The sequence below is a fragment of the Brevibacterium sediminis genome (assembly GCF_024895295.1).
GTDB lineage: Bacteria > Actinomycetota > Actinomycetes > Actinomycetales > Brevibacteriaceae > Brevibacterium > Brevibacterium sediminis.
Map to the genome: position 1 here is coordinate 80,616 of NZ_JAHQRN010000012.1, position 20,701 is coordinate 101,316.

Genomic DNA, 20,701 nt, shown 5'->3' on the forward strand with positions numbered 1-20,701 from the left:
GTTTCATTCGACCCCCGAAGCGTTCCTCCATCTCTGAGTTCGATCGCTTTTCTGCCCGAACGGTTGACAGTCAGGCCCGGCCGCCCTTGCGCCCGGTCATCGTGTGACCTATGATACAGAACTAACCGAGCGAGCGCTCGGTCGGCCGAAGCGGAGATGCTCCGGTCCCGACACGATGAGGGGCGACAGTCAGATGGCAGCCGACAGAACTTCCACCACCACGCAGCATGTGTGGACGCGGCTCTACCCTGCCGGAGTCGGTGAGACGCCGGAGATCCATGACGCATCCACGGCCCATGCGTGGAACGCCCGTGTCGAGGCGGCCCCAAGTCAGATTGCCGTGACCTACCGTGGCCGCAGGTTCACCGCCGCCGACATCGACCGTGAAGCCGAGGCGCTCGCCGCCGGGTTCCTCTCCCGCGGCCCGCAGAAGTCGAATATCGTCGGCATCTACCTCCAGAACGTCCTGCAGTTCGCCGTGGCACTGCTTGCGGCCTGGAAGATCGGCGTCGTCCCCCTCGTCCTCAACCCCATGTACCGCGGCCGCGAACTGCGCGCGCTCATCGACGACTCGGCCGCCTCGGCGCTCATCTGCGACGAAGCAGACCTCGGCCAGGTTCGTGAGACCCTCACCGGCGGCTCCCTGACCTGGGTGCTCATCACCGATGACGACGAATACGATCGGGACCCCTCTGACCTCACCGGCGACGCCCAGACCGCAGCTGTCCGTGAGTCAGAAACCACTCCCGCCGAGGCGACCCCCGCCGAGTCCGGGATCGCCGTTTATTCGTGGGGTCCCTTCCTCGCCTCCAAGCGCACCGACGCGCCCGATCACCGCACCGAACTGCTGCCGGGCCTCGACGACGCCGCCCTGCTCACCTACACATCGGGCACGACCGGGCCGGCCAAAGGCGCCGTCGGCACCCACCGCAATGTTCTCGCCGTGGCCCGGTCGTACGGAGATTGGCTGAACCTCGACGAAGGCGACGTCATGCTCGCCATCGCCCCGCTCTTCCACATCACCGGAGCCGTCGCCTGCGCGGCGACCTCGCTGATCTTCCCGATCACGCTCGACTTCATCGGCCGCGTGAACGCGGACAAGATCGTCGCCGCCATCCGTGATGACAAGGTCACCGTGACCATCGGCTCGATCACCGTCTACAACGCACTGCTCGAACACGAGTCCGCCACAGCCGAGGACCTGCAGAGCATTCGCTACCTCTATTCCGGTGGAGCCCCCGTGCCGCCGGCCACGGTCGAGCGTTTCCGGAACCGGTTCGGCCACTACATCCACAACATCTACGGGATGACCGAAACCGCCTCCGCGGTCATCGGAGTCCCGCCGAACACGGAGGCGCCCGTCGACCCGGCCACGGACACCCTGGCCATCGGCGTGCCGTTCCCCGGACTCGAAGCCCGCATCGTCGACATCGCCGACGGGACCGTCATCACCGATTCTAGCGCCGGCGAACTCGAGTTGCGCGGGCCTCAGATCACGCCCGGCTACCTCGGCAAGCCCGAAGCCAACGAGGCGGCCTTCGACGAGGGCTGGTTGCGCACCGGCGATGTCGGAGTCATGGACGCAGCCGGCTGGATCTATCTCGTCGATCGGATCAAGGACCAGATCAACGCCTCCGGCTACAAGGTGTGGCCGCGCGAGGTCGAAGACGTCCTCTATGAACACCCGGCCGTGCTCGAAGCCGCCGTCGTCGGCCAGCCCGACGACTACCGCGGCGAGACCGTCGTCGCCTACGTCTCCCTGCGCACCGGCCAAGACGTCAGCGCCGAGGAGCTCATCGCCTTCGCGAAAGAACGCCTCGCAGCGTACAAGTACCCGCGCACCGTCCACGTCATGTCAGACCTGCCGAAGACGCATACCGGAAAGATCCAACGCAGGCTGCTGCGAGACTCCGGAAGAGAAGCAGCGTCAGATAGATAGGCACCACTGACCGGCAACCATTCAAGACAGGAGAGACATTGAGCGAATCACCGATGGGACGCCGTTTCGAAGGGCAGGTCGCCCTCGTGACGGGATCGAGTCGCGGCATCGGACTCGGCATCGCCAAGCGGCTGCAAGTCGAAGGGGCGACCGTCGTCCTCACCGCCCGCAAGCCCGAACCGCTTGCCGAGACTGTCGCAGAATTCCCCGACGGCACCGTGATCGGCATCGCGGGAAAGGCCGATGACTCGGCTCACCGGGCCGAGGTGTTCGACACGATCGCCGAGAAGTTCGGCCGCCTCGACGTCCTCGTCACGAACGTCGGCATCAACCCGGTCTACGGTGACACTATCGACATCGAGCTCGATGCCGCCCGCAAGATCCTCGAGGTCAACGTTCTCGGCACTCTGGCCTGGACCCAGGGGGCCGTCCATCACGAGGGACTGAAGTTCCGGGAGAACAAGGGTCGGATCCTGTCCATCTCCTCGGTCGCCGGCCAGAATCCGAGCAAGGGCATCGGCCTCTACGGCGTCTCGAAGGCCGCCGTGGCCCACCTCGTGAAGACCCTTGCCGTCGAACTCGGACCCGATATCCGCGTCAACGGAATTGCCCCTGCCGTCGTCAAGACCCGCTTCGCCACCGCGCTATACGAAGGCAGAGAAGCCGAAGTCACCGCCGCCTATCCGGCCGGCCGGCTCGGCACTCCCGAGGACATCGGCGCAGCTGCGGCCTACCTCACGTCGTCCGACTCCGACTGGATCACCGCCCAGATCCTCACCGCCGACGGCGGACTCATCACAGCAGGAGGCACAGCATGAGCCACATTCCAGCAGACGTCGAAGAGCTGCGCCAGCGCACCCGCACCTTCATCCGCGACGTCGTCATACCCGCCGAACCTCATCCCGGGGACTACCTCGACGAAGGGGTTCTGACCGACCTCAAGGCCAAAGCCAAGGAGGCCGGAGTCTTCGCTCCACACGTGCCTGCTGAGTGGGGCGGCCAGGGCGTGCCGATCGAGTTCTGGTCCCCGGTGTTCCAGGAGGCAGGCTACTCGCCGATCGGGCCCGCCGTGCTCAATTGCATGGCACCCGATGAGGGCAATATGCACATGCTCGCCCAGATCGCCACGCAGGAGCAGAAGGAGCGGTTCCTCGCCCCGCTGGCCGCCGGCGACGTCCGCTCCTCCTTCGCCATGACCGAACCACATCCAGGCACCGGCTCCGACCCGTCGGCGCTGGCGACCCGCGCGGTCAAGGACGGTGACGAGTGGGTCATCACCGGTGACAAGCGCTTCATCTCCGGAGCTGAGCTGTGCAGCTTCTTCGTCGTCATGGCCGCCACCGACGCCGAGGAGTCGGCCGCTGCGACCGAGGGCTCGGGTTCCGCGCAGGCGAAGATGGGCCAGGCGGCCACGATGTTCCTCGTGCCAAAGGACACCCCGGGTGTCAGCGTCGGGCGGCCGATCCACACCGTCGATCGTACGATCGCCGGCGGCCATCCCTACGTCCACTTCGACGATGTTCGTTTCCCCACCTCGGCGATCCTCGGCGAACCCGGCAAGGGATTCGCCTACGCCCAGGTTCGCCTGGCACCCGCCCGCCTTACGCACTGCATGCGGTGGCTGGGACTGGCCCGCCGGGCGCTGGACACGGCTCTCGACCGTGCCGAACATCGCGAGGCATTCGGCGACGTCCTCGCACGTCAGGGCCTCGCGCAGGAGCTCATCGCGCAGTCGGTCATCGACATCGAAACCTCTGACGCGATGATCACGAAGACCTCCGAAGTGCTCGCCACCGATGCGAAGGAAGCGAACTCCAGATCTTCGATCGCGAAGGTCTACTGCTCCGAAGCCGTCTACCGTGTCATCGATCGGGCCATCCAGCTCACCGGCGGAGACGGCGTCTCCGACCAGCTGCCACTCGTCCAGTACCTCAACGACGTCCGTCCGTTCCGCATCTACGACGGCGCCACCGAGACGCACAAGTTTGCGATCTCCCGTCGTGCCTCATCGAAGCGGCGCAAGGAAGTCGCCGCGGGAGCTCCCCGCCTCGACATCGTGAGGGAGGCGCGTTGACCGAGAAGCTCATCGACGTCGTCGACACCGCGGCCGAGGCGCAGGCACTGTCCGTACCGCCGTTGCTCATCGTCGACGTCCTCACCGACTACCTCGACACGCATGGCCTCGGGTCCGGTCCCGTCCGCTGGGATCGCATCGGCGAGGGCCAGTCGAACGTCACCTTCCGGATCCGGCGTGATGACCTCGATGTGGTGCTGCGCCGCGGACCGCGCCCGCCGATCCCGAAATCGACTCACGACATGGTCCGGGAGGCGAAGATCCAGAAGGTCCTCGGCGCTCAGGGAGTGGCCGTGCCCACGATCCTCCACGTCTGCGAGGACGAATCGGTCCTCGGCGTGCCGTTCTACATCATGGATTTCGTGCCGGGCACCGTCGTCACCGACACACTGCCCGATTTCCTCGCCGAGGCGGCCGACCGTCGAGCTCTCAGCGAAGCCCTCGTCGACCGCCTCGTCGACCTCCACTCGGTCGACGTCGCAGTTCCCGAGGTGGCCGCGCTCGGTCGTCCGGACGGGTACCTGGAGCGCCAGGTGAAGTTGTTCGCCTCCCTCTGGGGGAAGAACACTCAGCGGTCGCTGCCCCAGGTCAGCCGCCTCGGTGAGTGGTTGGCTGCGAGCATTCCGGCCACTCAGCGGCACGCGGTCGTCCATGGCGACTACCGTGCCGGCAACGCGATGATCGCGTCCTCGACGCCGGTCGAGGTCGCAGCGATCCTCGACTGGGAGATGTCGACCCTCGGCGATCCGCTCGCCGACCTCGGCTACTTCCTCGTCACCTACACCGACCGCGAGAATCCGCGCACGGTCATGGACCTCACCCCGGTCACTGCGGGGGAGGGGTTCCTCACCCGTTCCGACCTCGCCGAGCGCTACCAGCAGAAGACGGGCCTCGACCTGTCCGTATTGCCTTGGTACGAGGCCTTCGCGCTGTGGAAGGCCGCGATCTTCAGCGAAGCCATCTACACCAGATGGCTCAACGGAGAGGCGCCGTCGGCCGGTAACTTCACCGGCAGCCTCGAGACCGGGGTCCCCGAACTCATCGCAGCCGCCGAAGCCGTCGCCTCCACCGTCGTGTGACGGCGAGCGAGATAGGAGTATCCGCACCACCGAACACCACCACAGAGATATACAGCATCACCACCTCCAATGAAGCAGTGGAAAGGAAGCCATGACCGATACGATCGCAGAGACAAAGGTGCCTCTGCAGCTGAAACGGCGATCCGTCGTCGCGAGCACCATCGGCAATATCCTCGAATGGTACGAGTGGAGCGCCTACGCGGTGTTCACGCCCTTCATCGCCGCCGCGATGTTCAACAGCGAGGACACAGTCTCCTCCGTCCTCGCGACCCTCGGCGTCTTCGCCGTCGGGTTCCTCATGAGACCCCTGGGCGGCATCGTGTTCGGGAAGATCGCCGATGTGAAGGGGCGCAAGTTCGTTCTCATCGTCACGATGCTCATCATGGCAGGCGGTTCGTTCCTCATCGCCGTCCTGCCGACCTATGGTCAGATCGGCGTCTTCGCCTCACTCATCCTCCTTCTCATCCGAGTGGCACAGGGCTTCGCCCACGGAGGGGAGTCGGCAACGGCGAACTCCTATATCGCTGAGATCGCTCCGGCCCACAAGCGCGGTTTCTGGGGCTCAATCGTCTTCGTCGCCATCTTCGGCGGTTCGGTCGTCGCTTACACGATTGGGGGCGTGATCACGAACGTCTTCTCCGAGGCGGCAGTTTCCGACTGGGCATGGAGGATTCCGTTCGCGCTCGGCGGTCTGCTCGCGCTCGTCGCGCTGTGGATGCGGCGCGGAATGGTCGAAAGCGATGTCTTCGAAGCCGATGAAGCGGAAGAAGTTGTCGACCCGACCCCGCTGGATCGCGGCCGCGTGGCCCGTGCGATCGTCCTCGTCGTGCTCATGACCTCCGGTATCACCGCGGCTCACTACACCTGGACGTCGTACGCGTCGACCTTGGCGATCACCGAGCGCGGTATGGATGCGCAGACCGCTTACTGGGCGACCGTCGGTGCGCAGATCATCGCACTCGCGTCGCTGCCCTTCTGGGGATTCCTCTCCGACCGGATCGGTCGTCGGCCGGTGCTCGTCGGCTTCGGAGTGCTCATGGCGATCCTGCAGTATCCGCTCATGGGCATGATCACGGACACCGGCTGGACGTTGTTCGTTGCGTCGACGCTGGCACTGCTCGTGGTCTCGATGGCAGGAGCCTTGTTGTCGGCAGTCCTGTCCGAGGCCTTCCCGACGAAGGTCCGCACCCAGGGAATCGGCTTCGCCTACTCGGTCTCTGTGGCTGTGTTCGGCGGAACGGCACCATATCTCAATGGACTGTTCAACTCGCTCGACCTCAGCTGGCTCTCCAGCGGCTGGGTGGTCCTGCTCTGCTTGGCAACGATCGTCGCCGTGGTCAAGCTGCCCGAGACCAAGGGCAAGGACCTCAACGCGATCTGAACATCGCGGCGGGACCGCAGCGCCGCCTCGTCGAATCTAGGTCGCTAACGGGCTTCGGCGCCCGAATCTAGGTCGCTATCGGATACTTCTGAGCAAGGAAAGTATCCGATAGCGACCTATTTCTGCATGGGAGATACAGGGGATCTGCCGCGGGGAGCTGGTCCTCGCGGCGGTTGGAAGAGTGGCCACAGCGAGGGGGCCAGCAGGGGGTTTGTCGGGGGTGATTTCATTCACTAGAATCGGAGGCGCAGTCTCAGCCGGGGGCTTCAGAGGCCCAACTGGTTCTGCACATAACTTCATACGCCGCTAAGACAAGACGTGGGAGAGCTGCCGCAGTCGGGCCGAATCGAGCCGGACTTCCGAGCAGCGCCGTAGGTGCAATTCCCTCCCCGGGAAACTCTCAGGCCCAGTACCACCGATTGCAGGCATATCTGAAGGACGCGAGTTCGCCGCACACGTGCGGTGCGACCACGCATCCGACAGATCGGGGAGGACACTCAGCGATCGCTGCGTCCTCCAATTCGGTGGGCGCGACACCGACCCAAGGACGGCAATTGACCAGTTCACTCGCCCATACGACGCAGGCAACAGGGGACACCGCGCGCCCCTTCTCCGACCGCCACATCGGCCCCCGCGCCGACGACGTGCAGGCCATGCTCGCCGAACTCGGCTATGACTCCCTGGAAGCGCTCTCTTCCGCTGCCGTCCCGGAATCCATCCAGAACACCGAGCTCAACCTGCCCGCCGGCCGCTCCGAATTCGATGTGCTGGGCGACCTGCGCGACCTCGCCGAACAGAACGTCATGCGCACCCAGCTCATCGGCCAGGGCTACTACGACACGATCACCCCGGCCGTCATCCGCCGCAACCTCGTCGAGAACCCCGCCTGGTACACCGCCTACACCCCGTACCAGCCCGAGATCTCCCAGGGCCGGCTCGAAGCGCTGCTGAACTTCCAGCAGGTCGTCCAGGACCTCACCGGCCTCGACATCGCCAATGCCTCCCTCCTCGATGAGGCCACCGCCGTCGCCGAGGCGGTCCTGCTCATGCGTCGAGCCGTGAAGAAGGGGACAACCGTCGTCCTCGACTCCGAACTCCACCCGCAGACCATTGCCGTCGTCCGCGCCCGGGCGAAGGCTATGGACTTCCGCGTCACCGTCGCCGACCTCGCCGAGGGCCTCGTCGGCGAAGACATCTTCGGCATCGTCTGCGCCCAGCCCGGCACCACCGGAGCCATCCGCGACTTCACCGAAGCCGTCGACGGAGCACACGACCGCGGTGCGCTCGTGACCTTCGATGCCGACCTGCTGGCCCTGACTCTGCTCAAGGACTGCGCCTCCCAGGGTGCGGACATCGCCGTCGGCTCGGCCCAGCGCTTCGGTGTGCCCCTGTTCTTCGGCGGCCCCCACGCCGGCTTCATGGCCGTGAAGTCCGGACTCCAGCGCCAGCTGCCCGGCCGCCTCGTCGGAGTGTCCAAGGACGCCCAGGGCAAGCCCGGCTACCGTCTGGCCCTGCAGACCCGCGAACAGCACATCCGCCGCCAGAAGGCGACGTCGAACATCTGCACCGCGCAGGCCCTGCTCGCCAACGTCGCCTCGATGTACGCCGTCTACCACGGCCCGGTCGGTCTGACCCGCATCGCCTCCCGCGTCCACCGCCTCGCCCACGCGTTCGCAGGTGCCGCGGACACCGCCCCCGGCGCCGAGGTGCTCACCTGGGAATTCTTCGACACCGTGGCCCTGCGCGTGGCCGATGCCGAAGCCGCCCGCTACGTCGCCGACCAGGCCGGATACAACATCCGCGTCATCGACAACACCACCGTCGGCGTCTCCTTCGGCGAACCCCACACCGTCGCCGATGCCAACGGCCTGCTCGAGGCCCTCGGCATCCTTGCCCGGGTCGACGCGGACGACTTCGAAGCCGCCTCGGCGGGAACCTTCGGAGCCAACGCCGTGCCCGAGCCCGCATTCGCGGCGTCGTTCCACCGGGACACCGAATTCCTCACCCACCCCGTCTTCAGCGCCCACGGCTCCGAGACCTCGATGATGCGCTACCTGCGCACTCTGGCCGACCGTGACCTCGCACTGGACCGGACGATGATTCCGCTGGGCTCGTGCACGATGAAGCTCAACGCCGCCGCCGAGATGGAACCCATCACCTGGCCGGAATTCGCCTCCATCCACCCCTTCGCCCCGGCCGAGCAGACCAAGGGTTGGCGCGCACTCATCGGCCGCCTCGAGGACTCGCTCGTCGAGGTCACCGGCTACGACCGCGTGTCCCTGCAGCCCAACGCCGGCTCGCAGGGTGAGCTGGCCGGACTGCTCGCCATCCGCGCCTACCATGTGGCCAATGGGGACGACGCCCGCACCGTCGTACTCATCCCGCAGTCCGCGCACGGCACGAACGCCGCCTCCGCGGTGCTCGCCGGACTCCAGGTGCAGGTCGTCGCGACGGCCGATGACGGCTCCGTGGACATGGACGACCTCGATGCGAAGATCGCCAAGCACGAAGGCAAGATCGCCGGCATCATGATCACCTACCCGTCGACCCATGGAGTCTTCGAACCGCAGATCCGCGAGGTCTGCGACAAGGTCCACGCCGCCGGCGGCCAGGTCTACGTCGACGGTGCGAATCTCAACGCCATGGTCGGACTCGCCAAGCCCGGCGAATTCGGCGGCGACGTCTCCCACCTCAACCTGCACAAGACCTTCTGCATCCCCCACGGAGGAGGCGGCCCCGGAGTCGGCCCTGTGGCGGTTCGCGAACACCTTGCTCCGTACCTGCCCGGCGATGCCACGCTGCCGGAGCTCGTCGCCGGTGACCCGGATGCCAAGGAGCTGCCGATCTCCGCATCGATGTTCGGCTCCGCAGGAGTCCTGCCCATCAGCTTCGCCTACCTCGAACTCATGGGTGCCGAAGGGCTGCGCGAGGCCTCGCGCTCGGCTCTGCTCGGTGCGAACTACCTGGCGAAGAAGCTCGGCGACGTCTACCCGATCCTCTACTCGGGAGAGAACGGACTCGTCGGCCACGAAACGATCCTCGATCTCCGCGCGATCACCTCGGCGACGGGAGTCACCGCCGAAGATGTCTGCAAGCGCCTCGTCGACTTCGGTTTCCACGCCCCGACCCTGGCCTTCCCGGTGCCCGGCACCCTCATGGTCGAACCCACCGAGTCCGAGGACAAGGACGAGCTTGACCGCTTCATCGAGGCCATGCGCACCATCCGCGCTGAGATCGATGAGATCGGCAAGTCGTATACCTACGAAGAGTCGCCGCTGGCCCTCGCGCCGCACCCGGCGACCGCAGTGATGGACGACTGGGACGGCAAGTACAGCCGCGAGACCGCGGTGTTCCCCGTTCCCGGGCTGCGCCTCACGAAGTACTTCCCGCCGGTCAGCCGCATCGACGGAGCCTACGGCGACCGCAACCTGGTGTGCTCCTGCCCGCCGCCAGAGGCCTTCGAAGAGTTCGAGGAAGAGGACAAGTGATGACCGATACGACCGCGAACACACCCAAAGAGACGCCGCTGCACAGCATCCACGCCGAGCTCGGTGCCTCGTTCACCGACTTCGGCGGCTGGGACATGCCGCTGAAGTACGGTTCGGAACTCGCCGAACACCGTGCCGTGCGTGAGGCCGCAGGCCTCTTCGACCTCTCCCACATGGGTGAGGTGCGCATCGCCGGAACCGACGCCGCCGCATTCCTCGACTATGCCCTCGTCGCGAAGTACTCGAAGATGAAGATCGGCAAGGCCAAGTACGGAGTCATCGTCAACGAGTCAGGCGGCCTGCTCGACGACCTCATCACCTACCGCATCGGCGACGAAGAGTTCCTCATCGTCCCCAACGCCTCGAACACGCCCCCCGTGGTCGCCGCGCTCAAGGAACGCGTGCACCAGTTCGTGCAGACCGTCGCACCCGGCTCCGATGTGCACCTGACCGACGAATCCGACGCCACCGCGCTCATCGCAGTGCAGGGACCGAACTCGGAGGCGATCATCCTGCGCGCCCTCGACGAATCCGGCCACGGCGAATTCGGACCTCGCACCGGCGCCGGTGACCAGGCGAAGGCCCAGGTCACCGACGATGCCAACGGGGGAGCCACCTCGGCGGGGGATGCGAAGATCACCATCGGTCAGGCGGTGCGCGAACTCAAGTACTACGCGTGGATGCCGCTGACGATCGCCGGGATCGACCTCATGCTCGCCCGCACCGGATACACCGGTGAGGACGGGTTCGAGCTCTACGTCCCCAACATCGGCGCCACCCGCCTGTGGAACACGCTCGTGACTTCGGGTGCGGACTACGGACTCGTTCCCTGTGGTCTGGCTGCACGCGATTCGCTGCGCCTCGAAGCCGGAATGCCGCTCTACGGCAACGAACTCGATCAGAACACCACCCCGTACGATGCGGGACTGGGCCGGATGATCGGGTTCAACACGAAGGACGACTTCTTCGCCCGCGAGGCGCTGGCGAAGCTCGGAGAGACCGAACCGCCGCGCGTGCTCGTCGGCCTGAGTTCGGAGGGACGCCGCGCCGGTCGTTCCGGAGCCGCCGTGTCGATCGACGGCGCCGAGGTCGGCACCGTCACCTCCGGTCAGCCCTCGCCGACGCTCGGCCACCCGATCGCCCTGGCCTATATCGACCGGGACCGCGCCGAGGTGGGCACCGCCGTGACCGTGGACATCCGCGGCAAGGCGCACGACTTCACCGTCACTCAGCTGCCGTTCTACAAGCGCCAGGCCGACTGAAGCTCTCACCCACAATTCATCCTGGTGGGACCGGCGACTCGTAGACTGGTCCCACCTGGCACAACAACGTCGTGACCGCCCCTTCCGGCGGCAGTCACAGTAAGGAAGACATATGGCACAGCTGCCCCCGCTCCCGCAGAACTTCACCTACTCCGCCGAACACGAATGGGTCGACGGCGTTGCCGATGAGCTCGTCGGCAAGACCGTCAAGGTCGGCATCACCGCCGTCGCCGCCGATGCCCTCGGCGAGGTCGTCTACGTCGACCTGCCAGCGGTCGGCGACACCGTCACCGCAGGTGAGACCTGCGGCGAGGTCGAATCCACGAAGTCCGTGTCCGACCTATACACCCCGGTCACCGGCGAGGTCGTCACGATCAACGAGGCGGCCGTGGACTCACCCGGACTGCTCAACTCCGACCCCTACGGTGAGGGCTGGCTGTTCGAGGTCGCCGTGACCGAGGTCGGCGAAGTCATGGACGCCGCCGGCTACGCCGAGGCGAACTCCCTCTGAGCCTCATCCTCCGGGCGGAGGATATAAACCCTGAAGCGGGGTCGGTCGAGGTCGGTGCCGACACATCGTCGGCATCGGCTTGCCATGCACGTGAGTGCACGGCTGTTCGGTCGGCCCCGTCGTCATCTCATCAGAAACGAAGTGATTGCCATGCCATTGAGTGTCTTCGACCTCTTCACGGTCGGCATCGGACCGTCGAGCTCCCACACCGTCGGACCGATGCGTGCCGGCGCGAGCTTCATCGACCTCCTTAGCGATTCGCTGAGCTCCGTGGCGGATCTGCGCGTCGACGTGTTCGGTTCCCTGGCCGCCACCGGTGCCGGCCATGGGACCTTCGACGCCATCCTCATCGGCCTCGAAGGCTGCCGCCCCGATCTCATCGAAGCCAACGAACTGACCGCCCGGCGGACACGGATGTCCGAGACCGGGACGATCATCCTCGGCGACTCGACCGGCAACGGCGTCGAACTCAAGTTCACCGAGGATGACATGGTCAAACGACCGCTGACCGTCCTCCCGCGCCATACGAACGCCATGACCGTGACCGCCTACGACGCTGCCGGGGAGACTCTCGCCGAGGAGACCTATTACTCCGTCGGCGGCGGATTCGTGACTTCGGAGACCGAATTCCTCGAGAAAGAGAAGACCGCCGAGGATGGTGCAGCTGCCGATGACGGCGGCGACGTTGCGGCTGGCGACGGTCGCGACGTTGCGTCCGGCGACGCCGACGGCGGCGGTGCAGGCGCGGGTGTCGAGTTCGCGGTCGCGGATTCTGTCGTCGACGCCGAACTCGAGTCCTACGACGAAGAGCTGCCCTACCCCTTCCACTCCGGCGTCGAGCTGCTTCAGCGCTGCCGCGAGAACGATCTGTCCATCGCCGAGATCATGCAGGCCAACGAACTGTCGATGCGCGACGAGGATGAGATCCGGCACGGACTGCTCCACATCTATTCGGTAATGGAGGAATGCGCTTCGGCGTCCCTGGACCGCTCCGGTTATCTGCCCGGAGGGCTCAAGGTCCGCCGCCGCGCACACGACTGGTACCTCAAACTCAAGGCCGAGGACCCCGACCGGGATCCCGGCTACTACCTCGAATGGGTCAACCTCATCGCGATGGCCGTGAACGAGGAGAACGCCTCGGGAGGCCGCGTCGTCACCGCGCCGACGAATGGGGCGGCCGGCATCATCCCCGCCGTGCTGCACTATGCGCTCAACTACGTCCCCGCAGTCAAGGAAGGCGGCGAGTCCGCGAAGCATCGAGCAATCGTCGACTTCCTGCTCACCGCGGCAGCCATCGGAGTCCTCTACAAGGAGCGGGCGTCGATCTCCGGCGCCGAGGTGGGCTGTCAGGGAGAGGTCGGATCCGCCTCGTCGATGGCCGCCGGGGGACTGGCTGCCGTTATGGGCGGAACACCCGAGCAGGTGGAGAACGCCGCCGAGATCGCGATGGAGCACAACCTCGGACTGACCTGCGACCCGATCTCCGGGCTCGTGCAGGTCCCCTGCATCGAACGCAATGCGATCGCCGCCGGCAAGGCCATCAACGCCTCCCGCATGGCTCTGTGGGGCGATGGCCAGCACCGGGTCAGCCTCGACGAGGTGATCGAGACGATGCGCCAGACCGGCGCGGACATGTCCTCGAAGTACAAGGAGACAGCGATGGGCGGCCTCGCCGTCAACGTCGTCGAGTGCTGAGGCAGGACGGGTCGTCGAGTGCTGAGGTCAGTGCGTCTGAGGTTCGGAGCCAGTCAAGCGGCGCTCACCTGAGTCGCGGCCTCTCGAGCCGGCTTTGCGCACTCATCTACTTCCGTACCTCTGCAGCGGCCTGAAGCAGCGGGGAGAAAGAGTTAAGTGTGCGAAGAATGCCGAAAATCGGCCTCAAAGCGACATTCTTCGCACACTTAACTCGTGTCGGCGGCGGCAGGCGCGCAGCATCCGGCTGATGGCGGCGCAGGCGCGAACACCTTCGCGCCTGCGCGAACTACCTCGCAGCCGCCTCGAACCCGCCCGCAGAGCCTCAGACGGCAACCTCGGGCAACAGGACACCTTGCTATCCAAATTCAAGTGAAGTGACATGGAACACGTGGAACCCTTGTTCCAACTGCTCCCAAATGTAACGAAACGATAACGAACCTCTGGCGCGGTATGAGCGCGAAGGAGCGCCCCGTCACATCCCAGAGATGCCATGGGGAAAGCCGGGTCCGTTACATGTCGGTAGCTCGGGAGGATCGTTGCGGAAGTACCCCGGAATCGGCACTTTCGAGGTTGACGCTCGATCTCAGCCCGTTAGGTTTGTTGGCGTGATTAACGCACTCGCTGAACCGAAGACGCAAATCGACGTCCGGACTCCAGAACTGGAGGACGGACAACATCTATGGCGGCTCGCGAAAGACACAGCCGTGCTCGACCTGAACTCCTCGTACTCGTACCTGCTGTGGTGCCGCGACTTCGCGGACACCTCGGTGATCGCACGAATCGACGGAGAGCCCGCCGGCTTCATCACCGGGTACACCCGTCCGGAGAATCCGGACACCCTGATGATCTGGCAGGTCGCCGTCAATGAGAACTTCCGTGGACACGGACTCGCATCGACCATGCTCCATGAACTGGCCGACCGGACCGGCGCTCTCCGCATGGAGACGACGATCACCGACGACAATGCGGCGTCCAACCGCCTGTTTCAGGCATTCGCCGAAAAGCGCGGCGCCGGATTCGACCGTCGGCCGCTGTTCACCCCGGACCTCTACCCGGACGGCCACGACACCGAGTACCTCTACGAGATCGCACCCCTATAACGAGCCTCACCCCGGCGCCGCGCGGCCCCCTGTTCCAAGGGCGTGGACGCGCCAGGTGCCAGGAGGCGGAAGAGATCGCCCGCAGTGAGCGGCAGCGGCCACCGCCTCGGCGACTGCATCCGATGCAGACGCAGAACTTAAAGAAGTCGAAAGGACTCAAGTCATGACTGAAAGCGCTAAGCCCACACCCACTGACAAGCCCGACATCTTCGAAACTCGCGAGTCTGCCGTGCGCAGCTACTGCCGTTCCTGGCCCGCGACCTTCGCCCGTTCGCAGGGCGCAAAGCAGTGGGACGAGGACGGCAACGAGTACCTCGACTTCTTCTCCGGAGCCGGTGCCCTCAACTACGGCCACAACAACCCGGTCGTGATGGGCCCGCTCATCGAGTACCTGCAGTCGGGCGCCGTTCTGCACTCGATGGATATGAAGACCCCGGCCAAGCGTGAGTTCCTGCAGACCTTCCAGGACCTCATCCTCAAGCCGCGCGGACTCGACTACTCCGTCATGTTCCCCGGACCGACGGGAACCAACACCGTCGAGGCGGCTCTCAAGCTTGCTCGCAAGGTGACCGGCCGTCAGCACATGCTCTCGTTCACCAACGCGTTCCACGGCATGACGCTGGGATCGCTGTCGGTGACCGGCAACTCGATGAAGCGCGAAGGCGCAGGCATCCCGCTGACCAACAGCTCGAAGATCCCGTACGACGACTACTTCGACGGAGAGGTCCCGGATTTCCTGTGGCTGGAGAAGGTCCTCGAGGACTCCGGCTCGGGCGTTGATAAGCCCGCCGCTGTCATCGTCGAGACCGTGCAGGGCGAGGGCGGACTGCGTGCCGCTCGCGCCGAATGGCTGCGCGCACTGTCCGACCTGTGCAAGAAGCACGACATCCTCCTCATCGTCGATGACGTGCAGGCAGGCTGCGGCCGTACCGGTTCGTTCTTCAGCTTCGAAGAGGCCGGTATCGAGCCCGACATCGTCTGCCTGTCGAAGTCGATCTCCGGTTCGGGTCTGCCGCTGGCGCTGACCCTGTTCCGTCCCGAGCTCGACGTCTGGGAGCCCGGCGAGCACAACGGCACCTTTCGCGGAAACAACCCCGCGTTCGTGACCGCGACCGCCGCCATCAAGACCTTCTGGGCCGACAACGAGTTCCAGAACCAGCTCGCCGACACCATTGCCGAGCTGCACCAGCGCCTCGACACGATCGTCGAGAAGGCTGAAGGTGCTTCGATCCGTGGCCGCGGCCTGCTGGCCGGTGTCTGCTTCGAAGACCTCGAGGTGGCCGAGAAGGTTGCCGCCTATGCCTTCGAGAACGGTCTCCTGCTCGAGACATCGGGCGCCGATGACGAAGTCATCAAGATCATGCCGCCGCTGACGATCGATTCGCGCGATCTGCAGGCGGGCCTGGACATCATCGAGGCCGGAGTGCTCAAGTTCGCTCCCGCCGCTGCGAAGGCCGCACTGGCCTGACCCACCTCTGCCGGGCCGGCGTCGCAACTGTGGCGCCGGCCCGAGCTTTGGGCGGATTCGAGCTCACCTGCTCGATCGCCCAGCCGGGCCGACGGGAGCCGTCGAAGTGAGACGGAAGCCCGCGGCCCACCCTGAACACTTTCACCGACCTTTTGCGAAAGGACCACAGATGTACGTAGTCAACCGCGATGACCTCAACGACACCGACCGCGATGTGAAGTCCGAGACCTGGCGCTCACGCCGCATGGTGCTCGGCAAGGAGCGCGTCGGATTCTCGTTCCACGACACCGTGATCTACGCCGGTACCACCTCGACGTTCCACTACCAGAATCACGTCGAAGCCGTGTACTGCGTGCAGGGCAAGGGAACGCTGACCGACGAGGAGACCGGCAAGGTCTACCCGCTCCACGATGGCGTCATGTACCTGCTCGACGGAAATGAGAAGCACACCGTCGTGGCCGAGGAAGAGCTGCGCATGGCCTGCGTGTTCAATCCGCCGGTCACCGGCCGTGAGGTCCACGACGAGAACGGCGTGTACCCGCTCATCCTCGAGGATGAAGCGGCACCCGCGAACTGAATCAGTTCCCCTCGCCGAGGCGGCCCGAGCATTGCGCTCGGGCCGCCTTTTTCGTGTGGTTGAGTTGTGCGCTTGGACGGCAAAGTTGAGCCGAAGCCGGTCGCACTGCAGGTGTGATAATCTTCGGTCATACAACTTTCAAGCTTCGTGACTTCTCGTTGCCGACTGCACATTCGTTGACTCCGACTCAGGCATCCTCTTTCATCCCATCTTCAGTTGGAGTCTCCATGAAGTTCCTCAAGCGCGCCCTCGTCGCGTCCGTTGCCGCTCTTGCTCTCGCCATCGGTCCTGCCGTCTCCGCCGAGGCGGCGAGCACCTCGTTCGACGTCACCAAGCTTTCAGCCAGCAGCATTGTCGTTTCGAACGATGGCTGCAAATACGTTGACGTGTACATGAAGCACAAGAAGACCAATGCAAAGTATTGGGATGTTGATGTAGATATCACTCGCAATGGCAGCTGGGTCGATAGCCTTTGGTTCAGCGATAGCGGAAACACAAGCCGGATACATACCTATATCTGCCCGTGGTACGAGGGCCTGGGCAAGTACGTGTTGGGGCCTTCCAGTGTTTCGGCGGACAGCTGGGACTATGACGAGTCCGTTTATCGCACCGACTACACCAAGGGTTCCTTCTACATTCGCGGGAAGACCTACGCTTCGGTGTCTTCGAAGCGCAAAGGCAGCACGGTCACGCTGACGTCGTCGACGAAGTATTACAACCCTGAGTGGGACGAGAAGCGGAACTACAACCCGAAGGTGAAGTTCCAGGTCAAGTCCGGCAGCAAATGGAAGACCCTGAAGACGGTCACCGCGAAGAAGGGCAAGGCCGTCTACAAGGTGAAGTCGAAGAGCAAGAAGACCTACCGCGTCACCTTCGGCCAGGTCAGCTGGGCCACCGGGGCGACATCGAAGTCGGTCAAGCGCTGACCAGAAGTCACGACCCCGCCATTCGGAACGGCTCGAGCAGTGCACTCTGCTCGAGCCGTTCTGTCTTTCATTGCTTCGTCACTCGCGAATCGTCAGGTCTGTCCCATCCATATACCCGCGGGGTCCTTCGAACGGGCCCAATGCTTCCGTGAGCGGAAGCCACAAGACTCCGAGCTCGGCGCTCTGCTTGTCACCGTAACCCTTGGCGCGTCGATTCTCGTTATAGCGGAGTTCCCCGATCTCAGCGTCGGTAACGGTCCAGATGACCACCTGCGGTGGATCATCATTGACGAACGTCACTCGGTGGGGATCGGCCGAGACCGACCATCCGGTCGCCTCGGCGAGGGCGTTCGCCAACTCAGCGCGGTCGATACTCATCGGGACCTCCTTATGGTCAGGGGACTGCCTGCGGACCTTGGGAAATGAAAACACATCGGGCGTCCCGAAAGGGAGCGCCCGATGTGCGTTGTCGACTGCTGTTCGGCAGCCTCACTCGTTGTCGGAGCGAACCTTCTTGCCGCGGTCGTGCCAGAACTTCGTTGTGGTCACCTCGTCGGTGCCGTCCCAGGCATCGACTTCGGTGTTGATGCGCCGATAAGTCGGCAGATCGCCGCGTCGGAACACCGGTTCGAATCCAGCCTTGCGCTGTTGCTGGTAATTCTTCAGCAGCGAGAACACCAGCGGCGAGAGCATCAGCAGGGCGAAGAGGTTGATGAGAGCCATGATCGCCATGAAGATATCGGCCGCGGTCCACACCAGGTCGAGGGCCGCGATCGCTCCGACGAACACCGAGACCATGACGATGACCTGATACACGCGCAGCGCGACGCGGTTCGTCGTCAGGTGCTCGATATTCGCTTCGCCGTAGTAGTAGTTGCCGAGGATCGACGAGAACGCGAAGAGGAAGATCGCCAGCGTGAGGAAGTGGATCGCCCACTGTCCGAGCTGACCGCTCAGCGCCGTCTGCGTGAGCTGGATGCCCTCGGCAGAGCTGCCGTACTCCGGATTCGACAGCAGGATGATGAACGCGGTGATCGAGCAGACGAAGATCGTATCGAAGTACACGCCCAGCGCCTGCACGAAGCCCTGCTTGGCCGGGTGCGACGCCGAGGCGGTCGCTGCCGCGTTCGGCACCGAACCGATACCGGCCTCATTGGAGAACAGGCCGCGCTGAACACCGATGAGCATGATCGATCCCAGCGTTCCGCCGGCGATCGAATCCATGCTGAACGCATCGGTGACGATCGTGGCGATCATCGACGGCACGGCACCGATGTTCATCACCACGACGATGATGCCGACGATGAGGTAGAGGCCGGCCATGATCGGCACCAGATAGGCCGAGATGTTCGAGATGCGCTTGGCGCCGCCGGCGAAGATCGCGAAGGCGGCGACGGCGATGATCGCGCCGGCCACGGCAGCGAAGACGCCGTCCGAACTCTCGACTCCGAAGGATGCCCCGACGGCGTCGACGATGGAGTTCGACTGCACCGAGTTGAACACGATGCCGTAGGTGATGGCGACGATGACGGCGAAGACCAGTCCGAGCCACTTCATGTTCAGCCCGTGCTTGATGTAATAAGCGGGACCGCCGCGGAAGTTCGGGCCGTCCTTGAGCTTGTACAGCTGTCCGAGAGCCGATTCGGCGAAGGCCGTGGCGCCGCCGACGATGGCCGTCAGCCACATCCAGAACATCGCACCCGGTCCACCGAGCGAGATCGCCAAAGCGACACCGGCGATGTTCGCCGTTCCCACCCGCGAGGCCGCGGAGATCGAGAAGGCGCGGAACGGCGAGATGTTCCGGTTGCCCTCGGAATCCCGTCCGCCCGGCTCCACCAGGGTGCGGAACATCTCGGGCAGCAGGCGGACCTGCACCGCTCCCGTGCGGATGGTGAAATACAGACCAGTGGGGATGAGAACAGCCACGAGGATGTACGACGATACGGTGCTGACACTGTCGAAAGCACTCTGGAGCATCTCCATCGAACTGCGCCTCCTTCGGCAATTGTGCTGGAGAGGATCGGAGGTGCTGAACGCGAGGACTCCGTCCGTGGTTACTCCCAGTCTGCCACCTCCGTCTCTGCAGCTGTGGCAGTGGCCCCTGCTTGAAGGTCACGGTCGGCCTGCGGCCGAGTCAGCATCGGCCCAGGCGACGGCCAGTGTCGACACCGTCAGGATTCATGTCCCGTCCACTCGCGCATCACCCGGAACTTGCTCGGGCCCCCTAGTCTGGGCGGCCTAGTACTCATCGTTCGGCTACCGCGCAGCAGTTGGATCCGGCGCCCGAACGCCACCCGCAGTCTCCGTGGAGGAGTTCTGAAATGCCCATCACCCTCGCCACCCCCACCTCCGATCACTCGCCCCGCGACCTCAGCGCCGGCGCGGCCGGCACCGTGATCGACCCCGCCCGCGTTCGGGTCCCGCCCCTGGTCATCGCACACCGAGGTGCGTCCGCCGATTGGCCGGAGAACACGATCCCCGCGTTCATCGCCGGCATCGACCAGGGCGCAGACATGATCGAAACCGACGTCCACATGAGCGCCGACGGTGAGCTCGTGATCATGCACGACACCACCGTCGATCGCACCACCGACGCCCGCACCCTGTACCCGAATCGTCAAGACCGCAGCATCGCCGGCATGAACGCCGCCCAGATCGCCACACTCGACGCCGGAAGCTGGAAGGGCGAGGAATTCGCCGGTGTCCGCGTGCCCCGCCTCGCCGAGGTGCTCACCCTCGCACACGACACCCGCACCGGCCTGCTGCTCGAGGTCAAGCACCCCGAGCTCTATCCCGGAATCGCCGAGGCGGTCCTGTCCGCCCTGCGCACCTTGCCGAACTATCTCGACCGGGCTTTGGCCGCCGGTATGCTCGTCGTCCAGTCCGCGAACTGGGCATTCGTCGAAGAGTTCCACGCGCTCGCCCCGGAGATCCCGGTCGGCGTGCTCGGCCGACCCTGCCCGGACGAGCTCCAGGACTTCGCCGACTGGGTCGACCAGGTCAACCCCGAATTCTGCGCGGCCGACGAAGACTTCCTCACCGCCATCCACGAGCTCGGAATGACCAGCTTGGTGTGGACCGTCGACGATCTCGGCGAGATGGAACGAGCCATCGACGTCGGCGCCGACGGCATCATCACCAACGCTCCCGACCGCCTCGTCGAGGTCGTCGAAGCTCTCTAGCGGAGGCTCAATAGGCCCC

16 protein-coding genes and 1 riboswitch are annotated in these 20,701 nt (G+C 64.9%); of the genes, 14 read left to right on the plus strand and 2 right to left on the minus strand.

Annotation, left to right across the window (positions count from 1 at the left end; translation table 11 throughout):
* Positions 1–193 precede the first annotated feature (193 nt).
* From KTJ89_RS19045 to KTJ89_RS19105, 13 genes are all read left to right on the plus strand, one after another.
* Positions 194–1,939: a class I adenylate-forming enzyme family protein gene (locus KTJ89_RS19045; protein ID WP_259358943.1), complete on the plus strand. Its 1,746-nt coding sequence runs from the start codon at positions 194–196 to the stop codon at positions 1,937–1,939.
* A 53-nt stretch (positions 1,940–1,992) separates the two neighbouring features.
* Positions 1,993–2,757, plus strand: coding sequence for an SDR family oxidoreductase (locus KTJ89_RS19050; protein WP_259358966.1), 765 nt, complete (start codon positions 1,993–1,995; stop codon positions 2,755–2,757).
* Positions 2,754–4,013: an acyl-CoA dehydrogenase family protein gene (locus tag KTJ89_RS19055; protein ID WP_259358944.1), complete on the plus strand. Its 1,260-nt coding sequence runs from the start codon at positions 2,754–2,756 to the stop codon at positions 4,011–4,013. Before KTJ89_RS19050 ends, KTJ89_RS19055 begins: the two co-directional genes overlap by 4 nt.
* Positions 4,010–5,092 carry a phosphotransferase family protein gene (locus tag KTJ89_RS19060; RefSeq protein ID WP_172172384.1) on the plus strand — a complete coding sequence of 361 codons (1,083 nt, stop codon included), beginning with the start codon at positions 4,010–4,012 and terminating at the stop codon, positions 5,090–5,092. The genes KTJ89_RS19055 and KTJ89_RS19060 overlap by 4 nt, the downstream gene beginning before the upstream one ends.
* Before the next feature lie 91 nt (positions 5,093–5,183).
* Positions 5,184–6,473 carry an MFS transporter gene (locus tag KTJ89_RS19065; protein WP_259358945.1) on the plus strand — a complete coding sequence of 430 codons (1,290 nt, stop codon included), beginning with the start codon at positions 5,184–5,186 and terminating at the stop codon, positions 6,471–6,473.
* Positions 6,474–6,782: 309 nt separating this feature from the next.
* Positions 6,783–6,898: riboswitch (glycine riboswitch) on the plus strand.
* A gap of 129 nt (positions 6,899–7,027) precedes the next feature.
* Positions 7,028–9,961 (plus strand): aminomethyl-transferring glycine dehydrogenase, encoded by a 2,934-nt coding sequence (gene gcvP, locus KTJ89_RS19070; protein ID WP_259358946.1) that lies wholly within the window; start codon positions 7,028–7,030, stop codon positions 9,959–9,961.
* Entirely contained in the window at positions 9,961–11,223 is a 1,263-nt protein-coding gene (locus tag KTJ89_RS19075) for a glycine cleavage system aminomethyltransferase GcvT (protein ID WP_259358947.1), read from the plus strand. Before gcvP ends, KTJ89_RS19075 begins: the two co-directional genes overlap by 1 nt.
* 112 nt (positions 11,224–11,335) lie before the next feature.
* Entirely contained in the window at positions 11,336–11,734 is a 399-nt protein-coding gene (gene gcvH, locus KTJ89_RS19080; RefSeq protein WP_180987788.1) for a glycine cleavage system protein GcvH, read from the plus strand.
* Positions 11,735–11,884: 150 nt separating this feature from the next.
* Entirely contained in the window at positions 11,885–13,429 is a 1,545-nt protein-coding gene (locus KTJ89_RS19085) for an L-serine ammonia-lyase (RefSeq protein WP_259358948.1), read from the plus strand.
* 704 nt (positions 13,430–14,133) lie between these two features.
* Positions 14,134–14,529 (plus strand): diaminobutyrate acetyltransferase, encoded by a 396-nt coding sequence (gene ectA, locus KTJ89_RS19090; protein WP_229664249.1) that lies wholly within the window; start codon positions 14,134–14,136, stop codon positions 14,527–14,529.
* A gap of 163 nt (positions 14,530–14,692) precedes the next feature.
* Positions 14,693–15,997, plus strand: a complete 1,305-nt coding sequence (ectB, locus tag KTJ89_RS19095) for a diaminobutyrate--2-oxoglutarate transaminase (protein WP_259358949.1) — start codon at positions 14,693–14,695, stop codon at positions 15,995–15,997.
* Positions 15,998–16,166: 169 nt separating this feature from the next.
* The gene (locus KTJ89_RS19100) at positions 16,167–16,574 is read left to right on the plus strand and encodes an ectoine synthase (RefSeq protein ID WP_135810511.1); all 408 of its coding nucleotides are present in this window, start codon (positions 16,167–16,169) and stop codon (positions 16,572–16,574) included.
* A 227-nt stretch (positions 16,575–16,801) separates the two neighbouring features.
* Positions 16,802–17,500 (plus strand): hypothetical protein, encoded by a 699-nt coding sequence (locus KTJ89_RS19105; RefSeq protein WP_259358950.1) that lies wholly within the window; start codon positions 16,802–16,804, stop codon positions 17,498–17,500.
* Positions 17,501–17,578: 78 nt separating this feature from the next.
* On the opposite strand, the gene KTJ89_RS19110 is transcribed toward KTJ89_RS19105, so the two are convergent.
* Both KTJ89_RS19110 and KTJ89_RS19115 read right to left on the minus strand, forming a co-directional pair.
* Positions 17,579–17,878, minus strand: coding sequence for a hypothetical protein (locus KTJ89_RS19110; protein ID WP_259358951.1), 300 nt, complete (start codon positions 17,876–17,878; stop codon positions 17,579–17,581).
* A gap of 111 nt (positions 17,879–17,989) precedes the next feature.
* Positions 17,990–19,483, minus strand: a complete 1,494-nt coding sequence (locus KTJ89_RS19115) for an alanine/glycine:cation symporter family protein (protein WP_259358952.1) — start codon at positions 19,481–19,483, stop codon at positions 17,990–17,992.
* Positions 19,484–19,821: 338 nt separating this feature from the next.
* Between KTJ89_RS19115 and KTJ89_RS19120 the strand changes: the two genes are divergently transcribed.
* The gene (locus KTJ89_RS19120) at positions 19,822–20,682 is read left to right on the plus strand and encodes a glycerophosphodiester phosphodiesterase (protein WP_259358953.1); all 861 of its coding nucleotides are present in this window, start codon (positions 19,822–19,824) and stop codon (positions 20,680–20,682) included.
* Positions 20,683–20,701 lie beyond the last annotated feature (19 nt).